The 23,645-nt window shown below is 68.9% G+C and carries 21 protein-coding genes; 8 read left to right on the plus strand and 13 right to left on the minus strand.

Features of this window, described 5'->3' with window-relative positions; genetic code table 11:
* Positions 1-16 precede the first annotated feature (16 nt).
* The 5 genes from ACQ3HB_RS01345 to ACQ3HB_RS01365 are packed head-to-tail and all read right to left on the minus strand — an operon-like array spanning position 17 to position 7,268.
* Entirely contained in the window at positions 17-1,801 is a 1,785-nt protein-coding gene (locus ACQ3HB_RS01345) for a glycoside hydrolase family 13 protein (protein WP_430917021.1), read from the minus strand.
* Positions 1,798-2,715, minus strand: a complete 918-nt coding sequence (locus ACQ3HB_RS01350) for a carbohydrate ABC transporter permease (protein WP_430917022.1) — start codon at positions 2,713-2,715, stop codon at positions 1,798-1,800. Before ACQ3HB_RS01350 ends, ACQ3HB_RS01345 begins: the two co-directional genes overlap by 4 nt.
* Positions 2,715-3,680: a carbohydrate ABC transporter permease gene (locus tag ACQ3HB_RS01355; protein ID WP_430917024.1), complete on the minus strand. Its 966-nt coding sequence runs from the start codon at positions 3,678-3,680 to the stop codon at positions 2,715-2,717. The genes ACQ3HB_RS01350 and ACQ3HB_RS01355 overlap by 1 nt, the downstream gene beginning before the upstream one ends.
* Complete coding sequence (locus ACQ3HB_RS01360; RefSeq protein WP_430917026.1) at positions 3,680-5,011, minus strand: ABC transporter substrate-binding protein; 1,332 nt, start codon at positions 5,009-5,011, stop codon at positions 3,680-3,682. The genes ACQ3HB_RS01355 and ACQ3HB_RS01360 overlap by 1 nt, the downstream gene beginning before the upstream one ends.
* 28 nt (positions 5,012-5,039) lie before the next feature.
* Complete coding sequence (locus ACQ3HB_RS01365) at positions 5,040-7,268, minus strand: alpha-galactosidase (protein ID WP_430917027.1); 2,229 nt, start codon at positions 7,266-7,268, stop codon at positions 5,040-5,042.
* A 151-nt stretch (positions 7,269-7,419) separates the two neighbouring features.
* On the opposite strand from ACQ3HB_RS01365, the gene ACQ3HB_RS01370 reads away from it, so the two are divergent.
* Positions 7,420-8,646 carry an ROK family protein gene (locus tag ACQ3HB_RS01370; protein WP_430917029.1) on the plus strand — a complete coding sequence of 409 codons (1,227 nt, stop codon included), beginning with the start codon at positions 7,420-7,422 and terminating at the stop codon, positions 8,644-8,646.
* Between the two features lie 152 nt (positions 8,647-8,798).
* Here the strand turns inward: ACQ3HB_RS01370 and ACQ3HB_RS01375 are convergent, their stop codons facing one another.
* Positions 8,799-9,008, minus strand: a complete 210-nt coding sequence (locus tag ACQ3HB_RS01375) for an antitoxin (protein WP_430917030.1) — start codon at positions 9,006-9,008, stop codon at positions 8,799-8,801.
* 295 nt (positions 9,009-9,303) lie between these two features.
* Between ACQ3HB_RS01375 and ACQ3HB_RS01380 the strand changes: the two genes are divergently transcribed.
* Positions 9,304-9,744: a GNAT family N-acetyltransferase gene (locus tag ACQ3HB_RS01380; RefSeq protein ID WP_430917032.1), complete on the plus strand. Its 441-nt coding sequence runs from the start codon at positions 9,304-9,306 to the stop codon at positions 9,742-9,744.
* Between the two features lie 130 nt (positions 9,745-9,874).
* Here ACQ3HB_RS01380 and ACQ3HB_RS01385 read toward each other — a convergent pair whose 3' ends face one another.
* Positions 9,875-10,312: a tautomerase family protein gene (locus ACQ3HB_RS01385; protein WP_430917034.1), complete on the minus strand. Its 438-nt coding sequence runs from the start codon at positions 10,310-10,312 to the stop codon at positions 9,875-9,877.
* Between the two features lie 217 nt (positions 10,313-10,529).
* Here ACQ3HB_RS01385 and ACQ3HB_RS01390 point away from each other — a divergent pair, with 217 nt between their 5' ends.
* Positions 10,530-11,093, plus strand: coding sequence for a TetR/AcrR family transcriptional regulator (locus ACQ3HB_RS01390; RefSeq protein WP_430917036.1), 564 nt, complete (start codon positions 10,530-10,532; stop codon positions 11,091-11,093).
* A 154-nt stretch (positions 11,094-11,247) separates the two neighbouring features.
* Here ACQ3HB_RS01390 and ACQ3HB_RS01395 read toward each other — a convergent pair whose 3' ends face one another.
* Positions 11,248-11,628, minus strand: a complete 381-nt coding sequence (locus ACQ3HB_RS01395; protein ID WP_430917038.1) for a VOC family protein — start codon at positions 11,626-11,628, stop codon at positions 11,248-11,250.
* 64 nt (positions 11,629-11,692) lie between these two features.
* On the opposite strand from ACQ3HB_RS01395, the gene ACQ3HB_RS01400 reads away from it, so the two are divergent.
* Entirely contained in the window at positions 11,693-12,709 is a 1,017-nt protein-coding gene (locus ACQ3HB_RS01400; RefSeq protein ID WP_430917040.1) for an LLM class flavin-dependent oxidoreductase, read from the plus strand.
* 92 nt (positions 12,710-12,801) lie between these two features.
* On the opposite strand, the gene ACQ3HB_RS01405 is transcribed toward ACQ3HB_RS01400, so the two are convergent.
* From ACQ3HB_RS01405 to ACQ3HB_RS01425, 5 genes are all read right to left on the minus strand, one after another.
* Entirely contained in the window at positions 12,802-13,962 is a 1,161-nt protein-coding gene (locus ACQ3HB_RS01405) for a C40 family peptidase (protein ID WP_430917042.1), read from the minus strand.
* Positions 13,963-14,230: 268 nt separating this feature from the next.
* Positions 14,231-15,061, minus strand: a complete 831-nt coding sequence (locus ACQ3HB_RS01410; protein WP_430917043.1) for a hypothetical protein — start codon at positions 15,059-15,061, stop codon at positions 14,231-14,233.
* Between the two features lie 67 nt (positions 15,062-15,128).
* Positions 15,129-16,160 carry a LacI family DNA-binding transcriptional regulator gene (locus ACQ3HB_RS01415; RefSeq protein ID WP_430917045.1) on the minus strand — a complete coding sequence of 344 codons (1,032 nt, stop codon included), beginning with the start codon at positions 16,158-16,160 and terminating at the stop codon, positions 15,129-15,131.
* 117 nt (positions 16,161-16,277) lie between these two features.
* Complete coding sequence (locus tag ACQ3HB_RS01420) at positions 16,278-17,705, minus strand: sensor histidine kinase (protein WP_430917047.1); 1,428 nt, start codon at positions 17,703-17,705, stop codon at positions 16,278-16,280.
* Positions 17,706-17,741: 36 nt separating this feature from the next.
* Positions 17,742-18,431, minus strand: a complete 690-nt coding sequence (locus ACQ3HB_RS01425; protein WP_430917049.1) for a response regulator transcription factor — start codon at positions 18,429-18,431, stop codon at positions 17,742-17,744.
* Between the two features lie 225 nt (positions 18,432-18,656).
* On the opposite strand from ACQ3HB_RS01425, the gene ACQ3HB_RS01430 reads away from it, so the two are divergent.
* Genes ACQ3HB_RS01430 through rhaS form a run of 4 tightly spaced genes read left to right on the plus strand, consistent with a single transcriptional unit; the run spans position 18,657 to position 23,584 of the window.
* A complete protein-coding gene (locus tag ACQ3HB_RS01430; protein ID WP_430917051.1) occupies positions 18,657-20,309 on the plus strand; it encodes an ATP-binding cassette domain-containing protein in 1,653 nt (550 codons plus the stop codon).
* A complete protein-coding gene (locus tag ACQ3HB_RS01435) occupies positions 20,306-21,370 on the plus strand; it encodes an ABC transporter permease (RefSeq protein WP_430917053.1) in 1,065 nt (354 codons plus the stop codon). The genes ACQ3HB_RS01430 and ACQ3HB_RS01435 overlap by 4 nt, the downstream gene beginning before the upstream one ends.
* Positions 21,363-22,499: an ABC transporter permease gene (locus tag ACQ3HB_RS01440; protein ID WP_430917055.1), complete on the plus strand. Its 1,137-nt coding sequence runs from the start codon at positions 21,363-21,365 to the stop codon at positions 22,497-22,499. The genes ACQ3HB_RS01435 and ACQ3HB_RS01440 overlap by 8 nt, the downstream gene beginning before the upstream one ends.
* A gap of 20 nt (positions 22,500-22,519) precedes the next feature.
* A complete protein-coding gene (rhaS, locus tag ACQ3HB_RS01445) occupies positions 22,520-23,584 on the plus strand; it encodes a rhamnose ABC transporter substrate-binding protein (RefSeq protein WP_430917057.1) in 1,065 nt (354 codons plus the stop codon).
* Positions 23,585-23,645: the final 61 nt, after the last annotated feature.

Genomic DNA, 23,645 nt, shown 5'->3' on the forward strand with positions numbered 1-23,645 from the left:
TCAGGGACCGGGACGCTCAGGGAGCGATGCGGAGGACTCGGGCCTCCCACGGGGCGAGTGGCGACGCGATGCCGCGCGCGGCCGCATCCGGCACGTTGCCGATCAGGAGCTCAGCGTCCGCCGACACGAAGGACGCGAGCGCAGCATCGAACTCGGCATCACCGGCACCGGAATCGGTCAGCACGAGCTCCTCACCGGACCAGTTCGCGAGCACGAGCAGCCGGTCGTCGCCGAGCGTGCGCGTGAACGCGTACAGCGTCGGGTGCTCCGGCGCGAGCAACGCGAACTCTCCGAGAGCCACGACGGGCAGCTCGTGCCGCAACGCGATGAGCCGTTGGTAGTACCCGAACACGGAACGTGCACCCGCGGCGCGGTCGGCCTCGACGTTGACCGTCGCGACGTCCGGAGCGACCTCGATCCACGGTTCGCCCTCGGTGAAGCCGGCACCGGGACCGTCCGTCCACTGCACGGGCGTCCGCGCGTTGTCACGACTCCGGAAGCGCAACGACTCGAGCGCCTCCTCCTCGGTCCACCCGTCTGCCAGCGCATCGGCGAACCAGTTGATCGATTCGATGTCGCGATACTGATCCAGCGAGGTGAACTGCACGTTCGCCATCCCGATCTCGTCACCCTGGTAGATGTACGGCGTCCCGCGATGCAGGTGCAGCACGGTCGCGAGGAGCGTCGCCGACTCGAAGCGATGCGCACCGTCATCACCGAACCGGGACAGCGATCGCGGCTGGTCGTGGTTGCCGAAGTAGAGGCTGTTCCAGCCCGCATCGGCGAGACCCGTCTGCCACCGCGACAGCGAGCGCTTGAGCTCGACGAGCGAGAGCGGCACGTTGTCGAACTTCCACTTCGGCCCGTGGTCGAGGCCGACGTGCTCGAACTGGAACACCATGTCGAGCTCGCGCCGTGACGGATCGGTGAAGAGCACGGCGTCGTCGACCGTCACGCCGGGCATCTCGCCGACCGTGATGAACTGCCGCTCACGCCCGGAGAACACCTCACGGTGCATCTCCTGCAGGTGATCGTGGATCTGCGGCCCCATGACCATGTGCGGAGCGCCGGCGACGAGCGACGACGGGTCCTTCGCGATGAGGTTGATGACGTCCATGCGGAAGCCGTCGACTCCGCGATCCAGCCACCAGTTCATCATCGAGTACACGGCGGCGCGCGTCTCGGGGTTGTCCCAGTTGAGGTCCGGCTGCTTGGCCGCGAACATGTGCAGGTAGTACTGGCCGGTCGTCTCGTCGAGCGTCCATGCGGGTCCGCTGAACGCGCTCCGCCACGCGGTCGGCGGGCCGGGGACGCCGTGCTCGTCGACGACCGCGTCACGCCAGACGTACCAGTCGCGCTTCGGATCGTCCTTCGACGACCTGGACGCCTCGAACCACGCGTGTTCGTCGCTCGTGTGGTTCACGACGAGGTCCATCACGAGCTTCATGCCGGCCGCGTGCACCTCTGCGAGGAGCTCGTCGAACTCCTCGAGCGTGCCGAAGAGCGGGTCGATGTCCTGATAGTCGCTGATGTCGTAGCCGTTGTCGGCCTGCGGCGAGCGGTAGATCGGCGACAGCCAGATGACGTCGACGCCCAACTGCTGCAGGTGGTCGAGGCGAGAGCGGATGCCTGCGAGGTCGCCGACCCCGTCGCCGTCGCCGTCCGCGAAACTGCGCGGATAGATCTGGTAGACCACGGCATCGGACCACCATGCGGGGCTGCCGGCGGGGCTGCCGGCGGCCTCCAGGACTGCCGCGGAGCCGGCCGACGGAACGGATGTCTCGGTTGTTTCGATGGTCACTTGACCGATCCTCTCATCACACCGCTCACGACCCACTTCTGAGCGACGATGTAGACCACGAGCAGTGGTGCCAGCGCCATCAGGTAGGAGGCGAATGCGACGGTGTAGTTGGTGTTGAACTGTCCTTGGAAGACGTACTGGGCGAGCGGGAGCGTCTGCGCCGACGGGTCGGACAGGATGACGAGCGGCAGCAGGAAGTCGTTCCACGCCCACACGCAGGTCAGGATGCCGACGGTCGCGTTCATCGGTGCGAGGAGCGGGAACACGACCTTCCAGAACACGCCCCACGTGCCGGCCCCGTCCATCCGCGCCGCCTCCTCCAGCTCGATGGGGATCGAGTTGATGTAGGCGGTGAAGATGAAGATGTTGAAAGAGAGCCCGTAGACCGTGTACAGCAGCACGAGGCCGACGGGGGTGTCGAGTCCCAGGAGCGCGGTCTCCTTGACGACCGGCAGCATGATGATCGGGAACGGCACGAAGATCGCCGCGAGGAAGTAGAAGTACAACCCCTTGAAGAACTTGCGGTGCATGTTGCGGGCGATCGCGTAGGCGACGAGCGAGTTCGTGACGAGCGTCAGGACCACGGCCCCCACGGTGATGAGCGCCGTGTTGAGGAGCGCGCGGGGGAAGTTCGTGAGCTCGTAGGCGTCGGCGAAGTTCTCCCATCGGATGCTCGTCGGCAGCTCGAAGCCCGTGCCGCCCAGCTGGTCGGGGGACTTCAGCGCCGTGATGATCGTGAAGTACAGCGGGATGAGCACCGTGAGCGAGCACACCGCGATGAGGGCGGTGAGCCACCAGTTGGTGCCTCCGTTGCCGCCGCTGAGCGTCGCGAGGACCGGCCGGCGGTTGCGGTGTTCACGGGCGCTGTGATGCGCGGTCGTGACGGAACGGGTTTCTGTGGTGGTCGCGGACATCAGATCGTTGCCTCCCTGCGCTGCAGGAACCGCAGCTGGATGAATGACACCAGGATGATGACGAAGAGGTACACGACCGCGTTCGCCATCTGGTAGCCGTACTCGCCGCCCTGGAATCCGCCGCGGTAGATGACCATCGCGATGGATTCGGTGGACGTGCCGGGGCCGCCGTTCGTCAGGGCCACGATCTGGTCGAAGACCTGCAGGAACGACTTGAACGACAGCACCATGTTGATGGTGAAGTACGCGCCGATGAGCGGGAAGGTGATCGATCGGAACCGCCGCCAGGTCTGCGCGCCGTCGATCGCGGCAGCCTCGTACAGCTCGCCCGGGATCGTCTGGAGGCCGGCCAGGTACAGGATGATGTTGAACGCGGCGGCCTGCCACACGGTCGTGATGACAATGCCGACCCACGCGAACGACGGGTCCGCGAGGAGATTGCCCGCCGGGAGCCCGAGGCCCTCGGCGATCGACGGCAACGAGTTCGCGAACAGGTAGTTGAACACGTACCCGATGATGAGGATCGCGAGCACGTACGGGATGAAGAAGATCCCGCGGAACGCCGTCCGGAACTTGATGTTGGCGTTCAGCCCCAGCGCGATGGCGAGGGCGATGACGTTCACGAGGATCGTGGAGACGATCGCGAAGAAGAACGTGAAGCCGTAGGAGTTGAGGACGCGGCTGTCCTGGAACAGGTTGATGTAGTTGGAGAGGCCGACGAGGCTCCAGTTCCCGTAGCCGGCGTAGTTCGTGAAGCTGAAGAACATGCCGGTGAGCACGGGGATGGTGTGGAGCCCGAAGAAGATCACGACGGCCGGGACGACCATCCAGTAGAAGGCGCGGGGGACGCGTCCTCGGCGGCGGGGGCTCTCCCGTCGCACTCTCGTCGGCGGGGTCGCGGCGTTCGTGGGCGGGAGGTCTGGCTGGGTCGCGGGCGACTGTGCCTGCGGGGCTGTGGCGGTCATCACTTGCCCTCTCGTGCGGTTGCTGATCGGGTGGCGACCTTCGACCATTCGGTGTCGAGGTCGCGGACGAACGTCTTCGGGTCGCCGGTGATCACCATCGACTGGAGGAGGTTCGTGAGGGGGATCGACGCGGGGATCTGGTGGTCGATGAAGCCGATGATCTTCCCCTTCGAGAAGTACGGCTCCAGGCCGGCGAGTGCCGGGTCGGTGTTGGGTGCGGCGTCGACGAGCGGCGAGAAGGTGCTCTGCGTCTTCGAGTACGCCGTGACGACCTCAGGGGACATGAGGTAGTCGAGAAAGCGTTTGGCTTCAGCGGGGTGCTTGGTGCCGCGGCCGATGGAGATGCCGACGTCGACGCCGGAGACGACGATGCGCTTGTCCGGGTCGTTCGTGACGGGGTAGGGGAACGTCGCGATGGGGGCGTCCGGGTCGGTCACGCGGATCGCGGGGATCGCGTAGGAGCCCTGCAGGTACATCGCGGATTTCCCCTTGGCGAACGCCGCGTTGCCCGCGTTGTAGTCGCGGCTGGCGTAGTCCTTCTGGCAGTAGGAGAAGAGTTCGACCTCCTTCTCCATCGCGGGTGTGAAGTCCTTCGTGAAGGACACCTTGCCGCCCGAGACGTTCGCCCCCTCGGCACGGAGGTCGTCGAAGAAGCCCTTCGGCATGAGGGCGCCGCCGATGTTGACGAAGGCCGGTCCGGCGGTCCAGGCGTCCTTCATCGTGCAGTACAGCGGGGCGATGCCCTGGTCCTGGAACGTCTTCGCCGCGGCGATCAGTTCGTCCCACGTGGTCGGCACCTGGACGCCGGCCTGCTGGAAGAGCTCCGGGTTGTAGATGATGCCGGAGGCGTTGCTCGCGAACGGGAGGGAGTTGACCTCCGGCGCCCCGCCCTGCTCGTCGCAGCTGCCGAGCGTCTGCACGATGTTTTGCACGGCCGGGTTCACGGTCTTCGCGACGGGCTCGTCGGACAGGTCCGCGAACACGCACGCTCGGGCGAGTTCGGCGTAGTTGCCGCTCACGTTGAGGGTGAGGACGTCGGGCACCTTGTTCTTCACGAGGAGCGTGCGGATGGCCGTGTCGGCATCGGGGACCGCGTTCTGGATCACCTTGATGTCGGGGTTCTTCGCCTCGAAGTCCGTGATGATCTTGGCGAAGTCCTTGATCGCCTCCGGCTTGAACTGGAAGAAGTCGAGGGTCACGACATCGCTGCCGGCCGAGGTGGAGCAGCCGGTGAGGGCCGCAGCCGCGAGTGCGACGCCGAGGGCGCCGGCGATCGCACGACGACGGACCCGGTGGGGGTGGTGAGTCCGGTTGTGGGGGTGTGTCTGCACGATCGCGCCTCCTTGCGCTGGTGGTCGATCAGTCCGTTGTGGACGGTTCGACCGCGGTGATGTCGATGAGCAGGAGCTGCTCGGGGAAGAGGACGGGGGCTTGCACGCCGGTCGTGCGGAGGGCGCGGCCCGAGAGGGTGACGGGGGTGGTCGCTGCTGCTGCGGCTACTGCGTCGCCTGCTGCGCCTGCTGCCGCCCAGCCCAGGGGCGACTGGCCCGGGCCGCCGAGGACGGCGGTCGGCTCGGCGAGCTCGACTCGGTAGCTGCGCGCGTCGTCGAGGCCGGGGAACGTGATGGGACCGGCCGGGTACGCCGCCGTCGACGCGGTGAGCGCGTAGGTGAAGACGGCAGCCGAGCGATCGTGTGCGACGACGCCGCGGACGTCGATCGCGGGATCCGGGTGGTCGGCGAAGACCGCGCGGCCCGTGTGGAGGAGCTCGCGGTGACGTTTGTGCGCCGTGACCCACGCCGCGACGTCGTCGAGGTCCGCATCGCTCACCGTGCTGAGGTCCCACTCGATGCCGAAGTGACCGGGGAAGGCGACGCCGGCTCGCAGTCCGAGGTCATGGCGTCGACCGGTCGAGTCGGAGTGCGGTCCGCCGATGTGCGCGCCCATGAGCTCGTAGGGGACGAGGAGGTTCGTGTACTTCTGGATCGTGAGTCGCTCGATCGGGTCCACGCAGTCGCTCGTCCAGATGCGGTCGGTGTGCTCCAGGATGCCGAGGTCGACTCGCGCACCGCCCGATGCGCAGCTCTCGATCTCCACGGCCGGGTGCCGCACGACGAGCTCGTCGAACAGCCGGTACAGCGCCGTGACGTTGGCGTGCACGGCGGCGCGCCCGTCGAGCCCGCCCGCTTCGAGCAGATCGCGATTGTGGTCCCACTTGAGGTACGAGATGTCGTTCTCGGTCAGGAGCGCGTCGAGGCGTTCGAGGAGGTAGGCGGAGGCGGCCGGGTTCGAGAGGTCGAGGACCTGCTGTTGGCGGGCGGAGACGGGGAGGCGCTCGCCCTCCCCCGACCTCGCCCGGAGGATCCAGTCGGGGTGCGCACGAGCGAGCTCCGAGTCCGGGTTCACCATCTCCGGCTCGACCCACAGCCCGAACTGCAGGCCGAGGTCGGTCACGTGGTCGATGAGCGGGCGCAGCCCGTCCGGCAGCACGGCTTCGTCGACGAACCAGTCGCCGAGACCGGCGGTGTCGTCGCGGCGACCGAGGAACCAGCCGTCGTCGAGGACGAACCGTTCCGCGCCGACGCGTGCTCCGGCATCGGCGATCGCCTTCAGCCGGTCCAGGTCGAGGTCGAAGTAGACGGCCTCCCAGGTGTTGAGGGTGACGGGACGCGGCGTGGACGGGTGCCGGGGGCGGCTGCGCAGCATCGTGTGGAAACGGCTGGAGAGCGCGGTGAGGCCGTCTCCCCACGAGGCGATGGCATCGGGCGTGCTGTAGCGCTCGCCCGGCGCGAGGCGGATCTCGCCGGCTGCGAGGAGTTCGGCTGCGCGCAGGAAGCTCTGACCCGTGATCGTCCGCTCGACCGACATCCGATGGTTGCCGCTCCACGCGAGGTGGGCGGCGTGGACGAGTCCGCGCTCGAACCCGAAGCCGGGGGTTCCCGCGGCGAGGAGCAGCGTGGCGTCGGCGCCCGGGCGGCCCTTGCGGCTCTCGCGGTCGTAGCGGCCGACGGTGAGGGCGTGGCGCTGCGGCGAGCGTTCCCGGAGGTGCCGGCCCGTCGTGTCGAGGACCTCCGTGGCCGTGTGCGGGAGGGGGAACGCCGCGCCGAGTTCGATGAGGTCGTAGTCGGTCTCGCCGAGGTTCTCGAGGGTGAGCTGCTGGTGGAGGAGACCGGCGCCGTCGATGCGGAGGGAGACGATGACGCGGAGCCGCGCGTCCGGGTCCTCGCCGATCAACGTGACGGAGGCATCGTCCTCGCTCGCGCCATGCTCGATCCCGATCAGCCGGATGTTGGGCGAGAAGTCGCGGCCGCCGCGGCTCCCGACGAGGCCTGGTGTGCCCTGCCAGCCGGCCGACTCCTGCGGGAGGACCGTGAGGCGGGCCGGTTCATCGATCGAGCCGGAGACGCGTTGCGGCCTGGCCGCGACGGCCATCCCGCGCAGTTCGTCCGAACTGAGCGCCCCGAGGGATTCGCCCCAGTGGAGGATCGTCGGCATGCCCGCCGTGGTCGTGTCGAGCACAACACTCGTTCCGCCACGGCTCAGGTGGATCTCGGAGCAGGTGGTGAGGAGCGGGCTGCGTCGATGCATGGAATAGTTCTACGACGAAACGAATAGCCGTGTCAAGGACGAGTTCGAAACCGATTTCGTCCGCAGCGGCCACAAATCGGTGCCAAATGGCCCCTGCGGTAGCGCCGATTCAGTCCGTCATGGAATAATTCCGACCAAGAGGAGGCGCTCAATGACGACGGACACCTTCCCCGATCTCGGGGATTCCAGCCGCGGTCTCGCACGCGAGGTCCTCATCCACGGACCCATCGCCCGCGGCGAACTCGGTCGTCGCCTCGGCCTCTCCCCCGCGAGCCTCACCCGCCTCAGCAAGCCGTTCCTCGACCGCGGACTCTTCGTGGAAGGCCCTGAGCATCTCGACGGCGCCGTAGGCCGACCCGCGAAACCGCTCGACGTCCGCATCGACGCGCAGCGCTTCATCGGCATCAAGCTCACCGGCGATCAAGCGCTCGGCGTCGTGACCGACCTCCGCGCGAACGCCCTCGGAACGGCGATCGCCGACCTCCGGGGCCACGAACCCGCCGACGCGCTCGACGCCATCGGCTCGATCGTCGACGCCCTCAGTTCCGAGATTGAGGACGCCCCGCTCTCCGCGATCGGCGTGAGCATCGGCGGCAAGGTCCTCGACTCCCGCATCGTGACGCGCGCACCGTTCCTCGAGTGGCGCGGCATCGACCTCGGCGGGCTCATCGAAGAGCGCTTCGGCGTGCCGGCGACCGTCGAGAACGACGTCGTGGCGCTCACCGAAGCGGAGCACTGGTTCGGGCGGGCGCGCGGCATCGCGAACTTCGCGGTCATCACGACGGGCGCCGGCGTCGGCTACGGGCTCGTGATCCACGGCCGGCAGGTCACGACGCCGGACACGGGCCTCGGCCTGGGCGGGCACTTCCCGCTCGATCCGACCGGACCACTGTGCGTCGCAGGCCACCGCGGCTGCTCGTCGGCGATGCTCTCGATCCCCGCGATGTGCTCTGCGGCGAGCGTCGGCATCGGGCGAGAGGTCGGCTACGACGAACTGCTGTCGCTCGCCGCGGACGCCGTCGACGATTCCAGACCAACCGTCTCGCCCGCGAGCACGGTTCGTTCAACCGCCGCCACCGCCGTCTACGGCGCACCCGCCGCCGGTCAGGCCGTCGCCGCGCAGGTCGTGCAGGCGTCGGGTAGAGCGCTCGGTCGTCTCATCGCTGCGGCTGCGAACCTGGCGATGGTGAGCACGGTCGTCCTCTCGGGTGAGGGGATCGCGCTCGCGCACGTCGCCGAGGATGCGATGCGTGCCGCTCTCGCCGCGGATCGCGACCCGGATGCGGATCCCGTGGACGTCATCATCGGCGATCCCGACTTCTCCGCCTGGGCCCGTGGTGCCGCCGCGATCGCCATCCAGCGTCAGTTCGCCGCCTGACGCCCCACCCGGCCCCGCCCCGCCCGACCCGCACCCGCGCCCGCCCGCGCCCAGACGCACAGACGCCGAGGTGAGGCTTCCGGTCGTTTCGCATGCAGTCGAACGACCGGAAGCCTCACCTCGGCGGGAGGGGTGACAGGACGGGCGGGAGACTACTCCGTGCCGACGGCCTTGTCAGCGGCGTCGCGAGCACTCTCGATCTGCTCCTCGAACTTGCCGCCCGTGACCTTGTTGGCCGCGCCGGCGACGCCATCGAGCAGCTTGTCGCTGATGTCTTCGGCCTGTTCGCTCTTGAGCGCGTCCTTGACCTTGTTGTCGTTGAGGAATTCCTTGGCCTTGTTCGTGATGTCTTCGATACCCATTCGATGCTCCATCCGTCGGCGCCCTGCTCATTCAGGGCGATGAGCACCATCATTGCGCTCATCGGGCATTCCGTACACCCCCGGGGACGACCGGTTTCCTCATGTTGCACCAACGCTCCCATCCTGGCGGGATACGGCTCCCGCCCTGGCGGGATGCCGGTTCCCATCCTGGCGGGATGCCGGTTCCCGTCCTCCGCACGCCCAGTCCCGCCGGGAGATCTCCCGCACCCGTCGGCGCATTCACTCCCGTGGCTGCGGCATCGATACGCTGGGATCCCGTTCCAGAGGAGGCCCCATGACCTACGTGCTCGACGACTCCGTCGACCGGATCGACCTCGACATGGTCTGGCGAGCCATGTCCACGAGCGTGTACTGGGCGAAATGGCGTGGGCGAGCCGATGTCGAGTCGCAGGTCCGCAGCGCCTGGCGGGTCATCGGCGTGTACGTGGAAGAGACGGGCGAGCAGGTCGGCTTCGCCCGCGCCGTCTCCGATGGACTCGGCTTCGCGTATCTCGCCGACGTGTTCGTCGATCCCGGGCACCGCGGACACGGGCTCGGCAAGCGCATCGTGTCGCGCATGATCGACGAGGGGCCCGGCGCGCACTTCCGCTGGACGCTCTTCACGTCCGACGCGCACGGCCTCTACGAGCAGTTCGGCTTCCAGGTCCCCGATGCGACGGCACTCGTCCGTCCCGCCCCCGCCCTCCCGGATCACCCCGACCAGCTCCCTCGCTGACGACTCGCCTCCCGGCCTGCCCCATCCGGCCCCGCCCCCACCCGTCACCCGTTTCTGCCGAGGGGCCCCAAAGTGCGGGTGCCCGAGCCTCACACCCGCAGTGTGCGACCCCTCGCGGGAAGAGGTGCGGTCAGGGGCGGGCGGCAGCGGCGGCCTGCGCGAGCGCGGTGAACTCGGGGATGCCGAACGCGGTGCCGGCGAGGCCCCATCCACCCTCGGACGCCTCGGTCAGGATCACCCAGGTGCGCGCCGTCTGCGTCGGATCGGCGGCGAACCGCGCGACGATCTCGGTCGCCTCACGGGTGATCTGACGCTGCCCGTCACGGCCGAGCGATCCGGGCGGCGTGATGATCTGCACCCGCACCGTGCGGGCCGACGGGGTATTCGCGGTCGAGATGGCCGATGCCGGAAGCCGGTGGATGAACGCGGCCGTGTTGTCGAGATGGAACGGGCCGGGCGCCGTGACGCCTTCGGCTCGCAGAACGGCGTGGGTGAGTTCGTGGCCAATCGCTTCGTCCGCGTCGGCGGGGAAGAGGTCTGTTGGGGCGTAGACGTCGATCATGGGCATGGCGGGCTCCTGGCGGTGATGCGGATACGAACTATGACGGTCGTCATAGTCGAGATGAGCCGACCATAGACTATGATGACCGTCATAGTCAAGTGGCGATCCGGACCGATGCGGCGAAGCGATCCCGCCCCTCCGCTCGTCCTGATCCCTCAAGACCTCGCGTCCACGCAGCACGCGACACGCAGCACATCCCGCTTCTCCCACCGAAAGGCGCGCCATGGCCGGCACCGTCCGCACCACGATGATCGAAGGCGCCACGCGACTCCTCGCTACCCGTGGCCTGCAGGGGACGTCGTTCTCGGAGGTCCTCGAGCTGACCGGAGCGCCCCGAGGCTCCGTCTACCACCACTTCCCGGACGGCAAGGAGCAGCTCGTCGGTGAAGCGATCGACCTGGCGGGTGCCCGGGCTATCGACGTGCTCGACCAACTCGCCGGGTCGACTCCCGAGGCCGTGGCCGATCGCTTCCTCTCGCTGTGGCGGAGCGTGCTCACGATGTCGGAGCTCCGGGCCGGGTGCGCCGTCCTCGCGGTGACGATCGCGACGGACTCGCCCGAATTGCTCGATCGCACCGCCGCGGTCTTCCGGACCTGGCGCGAGCGGCTGACCGGCCTGCTCGTCGAGGGCGGCGTTCCCGATGCCGAGGCCGCGCGATTCGCCGCGACCCTCATCGCCGCGAGTGAGGGCGCCGTCGTCCTCGCTCGTGCCGAGCAGTCCCTCGTCCCGTTCGACCTGGTCGCCGAGTCCCTCCGCGCCCAGGCAGCAACCCTCCCCGGTTCCTGACCTCGCCCGCCCCGCCCGCCTTCCCTCCCGCCTTCCCTCCCGCCTTCCCTCCCGCCTCCCATCTGCCGAGGGGTCGCAACGTGCGGGTGGCGGAGCCGGTGACCCGCAGTTTGCGACCCCTCGGCAGAAGTGTCGGGGAGGTGAGGGGCGGACGTTAGGGAGTGGGGATCTGCGGGCGGTCTTGGGAGAGGTTGAGGGCGTTGCCGTCTGGATCGGTGATGTGCGCGATGCGCTGACCCCACGGCATGTCGTTCGGTCCACCGCGGACGGTCCCGCCGGCCGCCTCGACGCGGGAGACGACCTCGGCGACGTCCGCGACATCGAATCCCAACAGCATCCGTTGCGGGGCTTCGAGGTCGACGTTCGCGTCCGCGACCAGCCCGAGCGATGACTCGCCGATGCGCAGTCCCAGGTAGAGGACCTCGCCCTTCTCGGGGGTCCGCTGCTCCACTTTCGCTCCGAGCAGGCTCGAGTAGAACCAGTGGAGTCGCGGGATGTCCGCGGTCAGGATCATGGGCAGGATCGAGGGGGCCATCCTCCAATCCAACACCCTCTGCTCGCCAGGGAATAGCCGGGCGGGGCCGAGCGCTGAGGGTGGAGTGAAGAAGAAGATCGGGTTCCTGTCGTTCGGCCACTGGCAAGCGGTGCCCGGATCCCTCGTGCGCACGGGCCGCGACGCCCTCGTCCAGAGCATCGAGCTCGCGGTCGCAGCCGAGGAGATCGGCATCGACGGCGCCTCGGTCCGCGTCCACCACTTCGCCCGCCAGCTCGCATCGCCGTTCCCGCTCCTCGCAGCGATGGCGGCGCGCACCTCACGCATCGAACTCGGCACCGGCGTGATCGACATGCGCTACGAGAATCCGCTCTACATGGCGGAGGAGGCGGCCGCGACCGACCTCATCAGCGACGGCAGGCTCCAGCTCGGCGTGAGCCGGGGATCACCCGAGACGGCCCTCCGCGGCTCGGAGGCGTTCGGGTTCATCCCCGCGGACGGGCAGACCGATGCCGATCTCGCGCGGGCGCACACGGAACTGTTCCGGGCGGCGATCGACGGCGTCGGTCTGGCGGAGGCGAACCCGCAGATGACGGGGACGACGGGCGCGCTCGCCATCCAGCCGCAGTCCCCCGGGCTCGGGGACCGCATCTGGTGGGGTGCCGGAACGCGTGCGACGGCCGTGTGGACGGCCGAGCAGGGCATGAACCTCATGAGTTCAACGCTCCTCACCGAGGACACGGGCGTACCGTTCGACCAGTTGCAGGCCGAGCAGATCACGATGTTCCGGGAGGCGTGGAAGACGGCCGGTCACGAGCGCGAGCCGCGCGTTTCGGTGAGTCGGAGCATCCTGCCGATCATCGATGACGAGACGCGACACTACTTCGGGCTGCGCGCCCAGGCGGATGCACAGGACCAGGTCGGGCACCTCGACGGCGGGCTCGCGCGGTTCGGTCGGAGCTACATCGGCGAGCCCGATGTGATCGCTGCGGAACTCGCGCAGGATGCCGCCGTGCAGGCCGCCGACACGATCCTCGTGACCGTGCCGAATCAGCTCGGCGTGGACTTCAACGCCCGCATCCTCGAGTCGATCCACCGCGACATCCGCGCCTCCCTCGGCTGACAACCGGCTCGCGAGGTGCCACAAACGGCTCGTTGGACCGGGTCCGAACGAGCCATTCGTGACACCTCGCGGGCTGGGAGGTCAGGGTCAGGTCAGGGGATGCGGATGTATTCGGGGTCGCCCCAGATCGACAAACGGTGCTGGACCATCCGACCCCAGTCTGGCGAGTCGTACATGCCGCCGTTGCCGTCGTAGATGCCGATGTGACCTTCCGGCCAGTAGAGCAGGTCGCCCGCGACGGCCTCGGAAGCCGAGATGCGCACGCCGGTCGACGCCTGCGCGCCGGCGCCGCGGGGCAGGTTCACGCCGAACGCCTTGAACACGTACTGGACGTAGCCGTCGCACGAGAAGCTGTCGGACGGGTCGTTGCCGTTGCCGTACGGGACGACGCCGACGAACTCGGCCGCGTAGGCGAGGATCGCAGCACCGGAACGACTGACGGCGGGCGCGGCGAACGTCGCAGTGGACGCGGTGGAACCGCTCGATGACGACGAGGACGACGACGCTTCTGCCTCGGCTGCAGCCTGAGCCGCGGCGGCAGAGGCCGCCGCATCGACGTCGGCCTGCGAGGTCGCCGTGTAGCCGTCACGGACGATCTCCGACGACGCGACGCCGGCGTCCACCTGGTACGAGACGGAGCGCATGGTCGCCGCCGATGGGATGGCTCCGCCGGTCGCGGCATCGACGTCGACCGTCGCTGCGGCGGCGGGCATCGAGACTGACACGAGGAGCCCGGTCGACACGGCCAGCACACCGAGCATCGCGAGCGGACGGCCCGCCTTGCGGGACTTCCGGGCCTTCTTGGCAGGCACCGACGTCTGGGCAGCCGATGCGGGACGTGCGTTCGCCGCACGTCGGGAGGCGGCGGTTCCAGTGGTTCCTGTGGTTCCGGCGATTCCGCCAGCAGGGGAAGCAGCACCGGCGACGGCAACCGCAGAGGCCACAGCACGGACCGGGGACGCGCCGTGCATCGCCCAATCATCTGCGACGACTGCGACGGGGGCCGCGGCTACGCGCTCGGTTGCCGCATCCGCCTGCCCCTGCTCCGCACCGCTCGGCGACGCCCGCTGCTCGGCCTCGCGGCTCGCACGCAACGATCGTCGGGTCACGGCGATGCCGGGGGTGGCATCGGGCAAACCTGCGAGTTCTGCGGTCGCAGCAGCAGCGAACTCGGCGTCTTGGCGCGCCTGTTCGGCATCGCGTCGCTGGGTTCGCGGCGAGACGGCGGCGTGCCGTCCGGTCTGTTCAGGCATGGGGGTACCACCTCGGGTTGGTCTGGTCCGCCGCCCCGAACGGTTCGAGGGGGATCGATTCCGGGGCGGCGAAGCAGCTACCTTACGTCCCCTTGACTGAGAGGAACCTCCGCTTGGAAGCGGCCAAGAACCAGATGGACGCCTCCTGGGAACTCGATTTCTGGCCTGCGGCCGGGTTCCCGACGGACTCCGACCGGCACCAGGTCGTTGTCCTCACCTCGGGCCGTTGTCCTCACCTCGGGCCGGTGCCCGCAGGCGTCGAAGCGCCTCAGTTGTTGTGGTCGTTGGCCGTCGCGTGGGTCGCGTAGCCGGCGCATCCGGCCTCTTCCCAGTGGTAGTCGGCGCCGCCGCCCGTGTCACCCCAGAGCGCCACGGAATATGCATCCCACTGGGCCTCGGTCCAGCCGAGCGCCGCCGGAATGGTCTCGGGCGCGTTCGCGAGGTACGCCTGGTACATCGTCTCGTCGTCCTCCGCGGTGACGAACACTCCGCGCGTGGCGAGGCAGCCGCGTGTGATCGCCTTGTGGTTCGCCCAGTCCAGGCCGTCCCGGTCATGCGGGAGCTCGATCGCCTGCGCCGAGCAACCGGTGACGTCGTTCGCGTAGTCCCCTGTGAGCGCCGCACGGAACGCGGAGTACTCGGCGTCCGAGACGCCTGCGGCCGAGGCGGCGGCCGTCAGTTCGAGCGCGCGCGTGGCCGAGTCGGTGAGCGCGTGCCCGGCGGACGCCGAAGCGGCCACCGCTTCCAGCTCCGCATCGGCGATGGCCACACCGATCGCGTTCGACCAGGTGTAGCCGCGTTGGGCCATGCAGGCGGTCGTCGCGAGTTCGACCGGGCCGGGTGTGAGCGTGAGCGCGGCGGCCCCCACCGGCACGTTCGCGCGGGCGTCGGCAACGGCCTGGACGGCTTCTGGCGAGCTCGATGCCAACGGCGTCGGCGTGGGAGACGACGCCACGGGCGCGGCGGTGCTCGACGCACCCACGCCTGCCCGCACCTCCGGCGGGACCGCCGCGGAGGCGACGCCGATCGCTGCCCCCAGGCCGAGGACGACGGTCAGACTGACCCCTGCCGCGATGAAGATCGTGCGTCGTGCTGCCATGATTCCCCCAAGGTTCCAGCGATGGGTCCACTATAGGAACATAGCTTCCCTTTACGCAAGCTCTGCCCTACACGCCCGCGGTCGACTCCCGGATGACGAGTTCGGGCTGGAACACGATCTGCTCCGGCACGAACGCCTCGCCCTCGGCGGCTTCCCGCAGCAGGAGGTCGACGGCGGTGTGCCCGATGAGCGAGCTCGGCTGGCGGATCGAGGAGAGCGGGACGACGGCGGCGGAGGCGAAGCCGATGTCGTCGTAGCCGATGAGCGCGACGTCCTCCGGCACCCGCACCTCGCCGAGCATCGTGAGGGACTGCAGGACACCCATCGCGAGCAGATCGTTGGCGGCGAACACCGCGTCCGGGAGCGACGATCGAACCGAACCGAGCTCCTCCTGCAGCTGATCGCCGACCGCACGCCCTTCCAGCACGGTCAACGATGCCGTCTCCACGAGCTCGAGCTCCACGTCCCGCCCGGACCGCACGGCCTCCGCGACCGCTTGCCGCGCCCCCGTGAGTCGATCGCCCACCTGGGTGATCGTGAGCGGTCCGCCGATGAAGGCGATGCGCGTCCGCCCGATGTCAATCAGGTGTCGGACGGCGAGATACCCGCCGGCGACATCGTCCACCGACACCGAGGAGAACGTCGTGTCCTCGGTCTGTCGGTCGACGAGCACGGTGGGAGTGCCGCGGTGGCGCAACTGCGCGAGGCGCGGCATCGCATCGCCGAGCGGCGAGATGAGCACTCCGGCGACGCGCTGCTCCTCGAACAGGTCGAGGTAGGCGCCTTCTCGGGAGGGGTTCTCGTCGCTGTTGCCGAGGAGGACGGAGAAGCCCTCGTCGGCTGCACGGTCCTCGGCGCCGCGGGCGACGTCGGTGAAGAACGGGTTGGCCACGTCGAGGACGATGAGGCCGATGCTGCGGCTCCGTCCGGCGCGCAGCTGGCGCGCCGCGTCGTTCCGCACGAACCCGAGTTCATCGATCGCCGCGTGCACTCGTGCGACGGTGTCCTCCGACACCTTCTCCGGCCGGTTGAGCACGTTCGACACGGTTCCGACCGAGACGCCGGCTCGCGCCGCCACGTCCTTGACGCTCGTGGACATGGGCCCCCTTCGTTCAGACCGCCGTCGTCCCCCGACGACCGGAATGCCAGTCCGGCGTGCTCGCCGGATGCGCAATTCTTGCACGGGTTGACACGATTCACGACGCCGTGATGAAACTCACGGCCCCGCAGGAGCACCGCGTTCCGAGGCGACCGGCAGCACCACGATCACGCCGAGTCCGGTGCCTGGGCGGTTGCGCAATTCGATCGTGCCGCCTGCGTTGCGGACGATCGCGGCGACGATCGCGAGACCGAGGCCGGCGCCCTCCCCCGAGGTGCGCGCATCGTCGGCGCGGCTGAAGCGTTCGAGTGCTCGTACTTCGAACGCGGGGTCCATCCCGCCCCCCGTGTCCTCCACGGTCAGGCGGATGGCATCGCCGACCGCTTCGAGGGTCACGGCCAGGCTGCCGGCGAATGCGTCAGCAGCCCCGGCCGACGCCCCGAAACCGGCGAGCGCCTGCAACGCGTTCCCCGTCAGGTTGTCCACCACCCGTCCGAAGTCCTCCGCCCTGATCCCGTACTCCGCCCCCGCGGGAAGCGGCGCCAGTCGGCTGCGGTACGACGTCTCGATCCCCGCACGCCCCTCGCCGATCGCCCTGAACCTGGCCCGGTCGACCGCTTCGACCGCCTCCCGATCCAGATCGATGGCCGATGCCCGTCCGGCAGGCATCCCGGATTCGATGCGGGAGAGCTCGAGGAGCGAGGTGAGGAGCGTGGAGAGGCGTGCCGCGCTCTGTTCCGCGCCGTCGATGTCATCGAGGAGCTGCTCCATCGAGGACGCTTCCGTGCGCGCGAGTTCGAGTTGGGTGCGCAGGATGGCGAGGGGCGTGCGGAGCTCATGGCTGGCGTCCGACACGAGTTGCCGCTCGCGGACCGCGGAGGCGCGGAGTCGTTCGATGAGGTCGTTGAGGGTGGTCGCGAGGCGGGAGATCTCGTCGCCGGACCGACCGACCGGCAGGAGCTCGTCCGTCGACTGGTCGCTCAGCGTCTCCGCGCTCGTGCGCAGGCGGGTGACCGGCACGAGCGAGACGGTCGTGAGGAACCACGCCGCCACTCCGACCCCGAGCGGCACGATCGCGAGCGAACCGACGAGCAGCACCCGCATCTGCACGAGGACGCTCGTCTCCTCGTCGGCGTTCCGTCCGGTGACCACGTGCCAGTTCTCGCCATCCACCGCGACAGGTGTGGAGTAGAGGAGGTAGGTCACCCCGTCGTCATCGATCGTCGTGATGCCCTCGCCACCGATGATCGTGGGCAGGCTCGCGAGGAGCGTCGTCGGCAAACTGAACACGGGCGTCGACCCGTCCGGCGCGACGACGGCGATGAGCGACCCGAGGCTCGGCGACCTGAACCCCTCGACGGGCCGCGTCTGCAGCGCGAACACGTACGAGGAGCCGTTGCTCTGGAGCACTTCGAGAGTGCCGTCGCGCACGATCCGTTCGAGCTGCGCGTTGATGAAGAGGCCCGCGAGCAGGGAGACCACGAGGGCGATGAGGAAGCTGCCGCCGGCGATGCGACCGCGGATGCCGAGGTGTCGGCCCTTCATGTCGGTTCCACGCGCGCACTCCGCGCGCCCACGACGTCAGCGGACGGGGTCATCATCGGGGCTCGTGAGCGTGAAGCCGATGCCGCGCACCGTGACGATCCGCACGTGCGCTCCGGCCTGGTCGAGTTTGCGCCGGAGCCGGCTGATGTACTGGTCGACGACGTTCTGGTCGATGTTGGAGGTCGTGTCCCACACCTCGTCGAGCATCGTGGTGCGGCTCACGGTCTCGCCGACGCGCCCCGCGAGGACGCGGAGGACGTCGAACTCGGTGCTGCTCAGGAGGACGTCCCGCTCCCCCACGCGCGCCTTGTGGCGGTGGAGGTCGACCGTGAGCCGTCCGACCTCGATGCGGGACGCCGCGGTGAGCGCGTCCCGTCGGCGGACCGCGCGGATCCGCGCCGCGAGCTCGGCGAACGCGAACGGTTTGATCATGTAGTCGTCGGCGCCCGCATCGAGCCCGCGGACCCGGTCGTCGACGGCGTCGCGCGCGGTGAGGAGGATGACGGCGAGCGTCGGATCGTGCGCTTTGAGCTCCCGGCAGACGTCGAATCCGGAGATCCCCGGGAGCATGACGTCGACGACGGCCACCTGGAACGCGATCTGCGCGGCGGCCTGCAGCGCGGACGGCCCGTCGGCCGCGACGGTGACCTCGTGGGCGTCGGCCCGCAGGCCCCTCGCGAGCAGTGCGGCCATCTGCCGTTCGTCGTCGACGACCAGGATTCGCATGGGTCCGGGTCCTCCTCCGCCTCGTCGCGCGACACCAGACTACGGTCACCGCCCGGAGAACGCCGAAGCGGGCTTCATGAACGATCCGTCAGGAATGGCCGCCTCGCCTTGACCCCCGGATCGACGCCGCCATAGAGTGCTGACGCTCCCGCACCTTGAATCGATTCACCACCGGTTCGAGCCGCACCTGCCGCGGGAGCACCTCACCGTGGAGGAACGGAATCAATGACGATCGACCAGCCGCTGCCGCAGGATGCGTCGCAGCCGGCCACCCAACCGGCAGGGCCCCCGACGGCCCAGCCAGGCGCGGCCCAGCCGGGCGCAGCCCGGCCAGGCGCAACCCAGCCAGGCGCAGCCCAGCGCCCCACCACCCCTGCGCTCTCCCTCGTGGGCGCGGCGAAGACCTTCGGCCCCGTCGTCGCGCTCGCCGACGGCACCATCCAGATCGACGCGGGCGAGATCCACGCCCTCGTCGGTGAGAACGGCGCCGGCAAGTCCACGCTCGTGAAGATCCTCGCGGGCCTCTACGTCCCGGACGCCGGCGACTTCCAGCTGAGCGGTGCACCCGTCGCGTTCAAGACGGTCGCCGACAGCAAAGCGGCCGGGATCTCGGTCATCTACCAGGAACCGACGCTCTTCCCCGACCTCACGGTCGCCGAGAACATCTTCATCGGCCGCCAGCCCAAGGGCGCGCTCGGCCTCATCAGCACGGGGGCGATGCGCAAGGCGGCCCGCGCGCTGTTCGACCGGCTGGGTGTGCACATCGATCCAGACCGCGTCGCGGAGGGCCTGTCGATCGCCGACCAGCAGATCATCGAGATCGCGAAGGCCATCTCGCTCGACGCCAAGGTCCTCGTCATGGACGAGCCGACCGCGGCGCTCTCCGGCGTCGAGGTCGACCGCCTCTTCCAGGTGGCCCGCAGCCTGCGCGACCGCGGCGCGGCCATCCTCTTCATCTCCCACCGCTTCGACGAGGTCTTCGACCTGTGCGACCGCATCACGGTCATGCGCGACGGCCGGTACATCGCGACGCACACGACCGCGGACACGACCGTCGACGACATCGTGCGCGAGATGGTCGGCCGCGACATCGACGCCCTCTTCCCCAAGCAGGAGACGACGATCGGCGGAGCCGTCCTCGCCGTCAAGGACCTGTCGCGGGCCGGGGTGTTCCGCGACATCTCGTTCGAGGTCCGCTCGGGTGAGATCGTCGCCCTCGCCGGCCTCGTCGGAGCCGGCCGCACCGAAGTGGCACGCGCCGTCTTCGGCATCGACCCCTACGACACGGGCGCCGTCAGCATCAACGGCGCGTCCGTGAAGGGCGGAGACCCGCAGGCCGCGATCGACGCGGGGATGGGCTTCGTCCCGGAGGACCGCCGCAAGCAGGGCCTCGTGATGGACCTGTCGGTCGGCCGCAACGCGACCCTCACCCTCCGCCACCAGCTCGCACGCTTCGGGATCATCTCGGGCAAACGCGAACGGGAGGCCGCCGAGGACTGGACGAAGCGCCTGCAGGTCAAGACCGGCTCGCAGGAGTACGCCGTGTCGACGCTCTCGGGCGGCAACCAGCAGAAGGTCGTCCTCGCGAAGTGGCTCGCCACCGAGCCGAAGTTCCTCATCGTCGACGAACCCACCCGCGGCATCGACGTCGGCACGAAGAGCGAAGTCCACCGGCTGCTCAGCGAACTCGCCGGCCGCGGCATCGCGATCCTCATGATCTCGTCAGAACTGCCCGAAGTGCTCGGCATGGCCGATCGTGTCCTCGTGATGCACGAGGGCCGGATCACGGCCGAACTCGACCGTGCCGATGCGACGCCGGAATCCGTGATGCACGCCGCAACCGGCTCCGCGACCGTCTCCCTGGAGGGCGTGAAATGACCACCACCACCCCGCCCGCGACCGGTGCGAAAGGACCGACCGGCCCCGTCCGCGTCGACCCCGACCGCACCCCCAACGCCTTCGCGTCGATCCTGCGCCTGCGTGAGGTGCCCGTCACGGTCGCCCTCGTCGTCCTCGTGCTCGTCACCTACCTCGCGAACCCGCTGTTCCTCTCCGCCCAGGGCGTCAAGGACCTCCTGCTCAACGCGACGATCATGATCATCCTCGCGGTGGGTCAGGCGCTCGTGATCATCACGCGCAGCGTCGACCTGTCCGTCGGATCGATCCTCGGTCTCGTCGCGTTCTGCACCGGCACCCTCTTCGCGAACGTGCCGGGCATCCCCATCGTCGCCGTGTTCCTCATCGGCATGGTCCTCGGCGCGGTCCTCGGTGCGATCAACGGCGCCCTCGTCACGATCGCGAAGGTGCCGGCCCTCGTCATCACCCTCGGCACGCTTTACATCTACCGCGGCGTCAACAACGCGTGGGCCGGCGGCAAGCAGTACTTCGCCGGCGACCGGCCCGACGCGTTCGGCAACCTCTCCGTCGACACCATCCTCGGCTTCCCCGTCATCACGCTCGTCGCGATCGTCGTGGTCGTCGCCGTCGCGATCTACATGGCCGGCGCACGATCCGGCCGCGACCTGTACGCCATCGGCTCCGACCCCGATGCCGCGAAGCTCTTCGGCATCCCCGTCGCCCGTCGCGTGTTCCTCGCCTTCCTCACGAACGGCGTCCTCGCGGGGCTCGCCGGCGTCCTGTACGCCTCCCGCTTCAACTCGGTGGGCGCGACGACGGGTTCCGGGATGGAGCTCGACGTGGTGGCCGCGGCCGTGGTCGGCGGCGTCGCCATCTTCGGCGGCAGCGGATCGGTCGCGGGAGCCGCGATCGGCGCCGTCCTCCTCACCACGATCACGAGCGCGCTCACGGCCCTGCGCGTCGACAAGTTCTGGCAGCAGGCGATCGTGGGCATCCTCATCCTGGCCGCGATCATCATCGACCGACTCGCGAGCCTCCGAACAGCCAAGAAACTGCGAGTGAGCGAGGCACGCGATGTCTGACCTGAAGACCCCTGAAACAGTGAGAGCCCCCTTCATGAAGGGCTCCGGCCCCCTCTCGACCGACACCACCGGCGTGCTCGTGGCCGAGTCGAAGGGCCGCACGGGCGCCTCGCGCATCCTCCTCGGACGCGACGCGATCATGATCTACGCGCTCGTCGCCGTGGTCCTCATCGCCTGCCTCTCCATCCCGCGCTTCGCGTCCCCCGTCACCGTCGGCTTCCTCCTGCTCGACGTCATCCCGATCCTCCTCATCGCGATGCCGATGACGCTCGTGATCATCACCGGCGAGATCGACCTGTCCGTCGCGAGCACCGCCGGCCTCACGAGCGCCGTGATCGGCGTCCTGTGGGCGAACGGCGGGATGGACATCTGGGTCGTCCTCCTCATCGGCCTGCTCGTGGGAGTGGTCGCCGGAGCGTTCAACGGCTTCCTCATCGCAGTGGTCGGGCTGCCGTCGCTCGCGGTGACGATCGGCACGCTCGCCCTGTTCCGCGGCCTCGCACTCGTCGTCATCGGCGACAACGCGGTCGCGAACTTCCCGCCCGACCTCACCGCCTTCTTCACCTCGAAGATCGGTTCCACGGGCATCCCGACGGTCATGATCGGCGTCCTCGTCGTCGTCCTCCTCTTCGGCGTCCTCCTCCACCTCACCCCCTTCGGCCGCGGCCTGTACGCCCTCGGCTACAGCACGGAGGCCGCGAGCTTCGTCGGAATCAAGGTGGCCAGGGCCAAGTTCTGGCTCTACGTCGGCACCGGTTCCGTCTCCGCCCTCGCCGGCATCTTCTGGACCCTCCGCTACTCGAGCGCCCGCAGCGACAACGCGTCGGGCCTCGAACTCGCCGTCATCGCGGCCGTCCTCCTCGGCGGCGTCTCGATCTTCGGCGGCAAGGGCTCCATCCCCGGGGTCGTCGCGGGTGTGCTCCTCATCGGCACCATCAACTACGCCCTCCGCCTCGGCCGCGTCTCCGACGTCGTCCTCATCATCGTGACCGGCACGCTCCTCATCGCGTCGGTCGTGGCCCCCAGCGTCTTCGACTCCATCAAGACGTGGAATCATCATCGGCGGATCCGCCGCAACTTGCCCCCGGAACCCGTCCGGAGCAGCACGAGCGCCTCGCACCAGGCGTGACCAGAAAGGAAGAACAGACAATGCAGTCGATTCGAACACGCACCACAGGCAAGGGGTTCCGCCGCGCAGGCGCCCTCATCGCCGCAGCCGCCTCCCTCGCACTCATCGCGACCGGGTGCGCAGCGGGCGACGCGGGCTCCGGCAGCAGCGGTGGATCGGGCGGCGACGCCAGCATCACCTTCATCCCCAAGCAGCTCAACAACCCGTACACCGACGTCGTCCTCGGCGGCGGCAAAGACGGCGCCAAGGCTGCAGGTTTCACGGCGACCCAGGTCGTCGGCCCCCTCGAAGCGAGCGCATCCAGCCAGGTGTCCTTCATCAACGCGGAGACCCAGGCCGGCACCAACGTCATCGTGATCGCCGCCAACGACCCCGACGCCGTCTGCCCCGCCCTCAAGGAAGCCCGCGACGGCGGCGCGAAGATCGTCGCCTTCGACTCGGACACCAACAAGGACTGCCGCGACGTCTTCATCTCCCAGGTGGTGGCGAAGGACGTCGCCCTCATCCAGCTGAAGCTCATCTCCGAGCAGATCGGCGGATCGGGTGAGATCGCGATCCTCTCGGCCACCGCGAACGCGACCAACCAGAACGAGTGGATCAAGTACATGGAAGAGGAACTCGCTTCCAACGCCGAGTACAAGGACATCAAGCTCGTCGCGAAGGTCTACGGCGACGACGACGACACGAAGTCGTTCCAGGAGGCCCAGGGCCTGCTGCAGGCGCACCCGAACCTCAAGGGCATCGTCTCGCCCACGACGGTCGGCATCGCCGCCACGGCCCGCTACCTCTCGACCTCGGAGTACAAGGGCAAGGTCGCGCTGACCGGCCTCGGCCTCCCGAACGAGATGCGTCCGTTCGTCAAGGACGGCACCGTCACCGAGTTCGCCCTGTGGGACCCGGCCCAGCTCGGCTACGTCGCGGCGTTCGCCGGCAAGGCCCTCGCGGACGGCACGATCACCGGCAAGGAAGGCGACACCTTCAAGGCCGGCGACCTCGGCGAACGCAAGGTCGGCGCCGACGGCACCGTCATCGTCGGACCGCCCACGCAGTTCAACAAGGACAACATCGACGACTACGACTTCTAGTCGCTCGTCTCATCACTGAACACCCGCCGAGCGGGACGATGCGAGGCCAGGTGCGTTCAGC

The sequence above is a fragment of the Plantibacter lichenum genome (assembly GCF_050587525.1).
Taxonomy (GTDB): Bacteria; Actinomycetota; Actinomycetes; order Actinomycetales; family Microbacteriaceae; genus Plantibacter.

What these genes read in the sequence shown, in the direction of transcription:
- ACQ3HB_RS01410 (WP_430917043.1), bottom strand. Translation starts at nt 15,061, where the DNA reads ATGGCAGCACGACGCACGATCTTCATCGCGGCAGGGGTCAGTCTGACC.
- rhaS (WP_430917057.1), top strand. Translation starts at nt 22,520, where the DNA reads ATGCAGTCGATTCGAACACGCACCACAGGCAAGGGGTTCCGCCGCGCA.
- ACQ3HB_RS01380 (WP_430917032.1), top strand. Translation starts at nt 9,304, where the DNA reads ATGACCTACGTGCTCGACGACTCCGTCGACCGGATCGACCTCGACATG.
- ACQ3HB_RS01430 (WP_430917051.1), top strand. Translation starts at nt 18,657, where the DNA reads ATGACGATCGACCAGCCGCTGCCGCAGGATGCGTCGCAGCCGGCCACC.
- ACQ3HB_RS01395 (WP_430917038.1), bottom strand. Translation starts at nt 11,628, where the DNA reads ATGGCCCCCTCGATCCTGCCCATGATCCTGACCGCGGACATCCCGCGA.
- ACQ3HB_RS01350 (WP_430917022.1), bottom strand. Translation starts at nt 2,715, where the DNA reads ATGTCCGCGACCACCACAGAAACCCGTTCCGTCACGACCGCGCATCAC.
- ACQ3HB_RS01420 (WP_430917047.1), bottom strand. Translation starts at nt 17,705, where the DNA reads ATGAAGGGCCGACACCTCGGCATCCGCGGTCGCATCGCCGGCGGCAGC.
- ACQ3HB_RS01355 (WP_430917024.1), bottom strand. Translation starts at nt 3,680, where the DNA reads ATGACCGCCACAGCCCCGCAGGCACAGTCGCCCGCGACCCAGCCAGAC.
- ACQ3HB_RS01365 (WP_430917027.1), bottom strand. Translation starts at nt 7,268, where the DNA reads ATGCATCGACGCAGCCCGCTCCTCACCACCTGCTCCGAGATCCACCTG.
- ACQ3HB_RS01425 (WP_430917049.1), bottom strand. Translation starts at nt 18,431, where the DNA reads ATGCGAATCCTGGTCGTCGACGACGAACGGCAGATGGCCGCACTGCTC.
- ACQ3HB_RS01370 (WP_430917029.1), top strand. Translation starts at nt 7,420, where the DNA reads ATGACGACGGACACCTTCCCCGATCTCGGGGATTCCAGCCGCGGTCTC.
- ACQ3HB_RS01390 (WP_430917036.1), top strand. Translation starts at nt 10,530, where the DNA reads ATGGCCGGCACCGTCCGCACCACGATGATCGAAGGCGCCACGCGACTC.
- ACQ3HB_RS01405 (WP_430917042.1), bottom strand. Translation starts at nt 13,962, where the DNA reads ATGCCTGAACAGACCGGACGGCACGCCGCCGTCTCGCCGCGAACCCAG.
- ACQ3HB_RS01385 (WP_430917034.1), bottom strand. Translation starts at nt 10,312, where the DNA reads ATGCCCATGATCGACGTCTACGCCCCAACAGACCTCTTCCCCGCCGAC.
- ACQ3HB_RS01435 (WP_430917053.1), top strand. Translation starts at nt 20,306, where the DNA reads ATGACCACCACCACCCCGCCCGCGACCGGTGCGAAAGGACCGACCGGC.
- ACQ3HB_RS01415 (WP_430917045.1), bottom strand. Translation starts at nt 16,160, where the DNA reads ATGTCCACGAGCGTCAAGGACGTGGCGGCGCGAGCCGGCGTCTCGGTC.
- ACQ3HB_RS01375 (WP_430917030.1), bottom strand. Translation starts at nt 9,008, where the DNA reads ATGGGTATCGAAGACATCACGAACAAGGCCAAGGAATTCCTCAACGAC.
- ACQ3HB_RS01440 (WP_430917055.1), top strand. Translation starts at nt 21,363, where the DNA reads ATGTCTGACCTGAAGACCCCTGAAACAGTGAGAGCCCCCTTCATGAAG.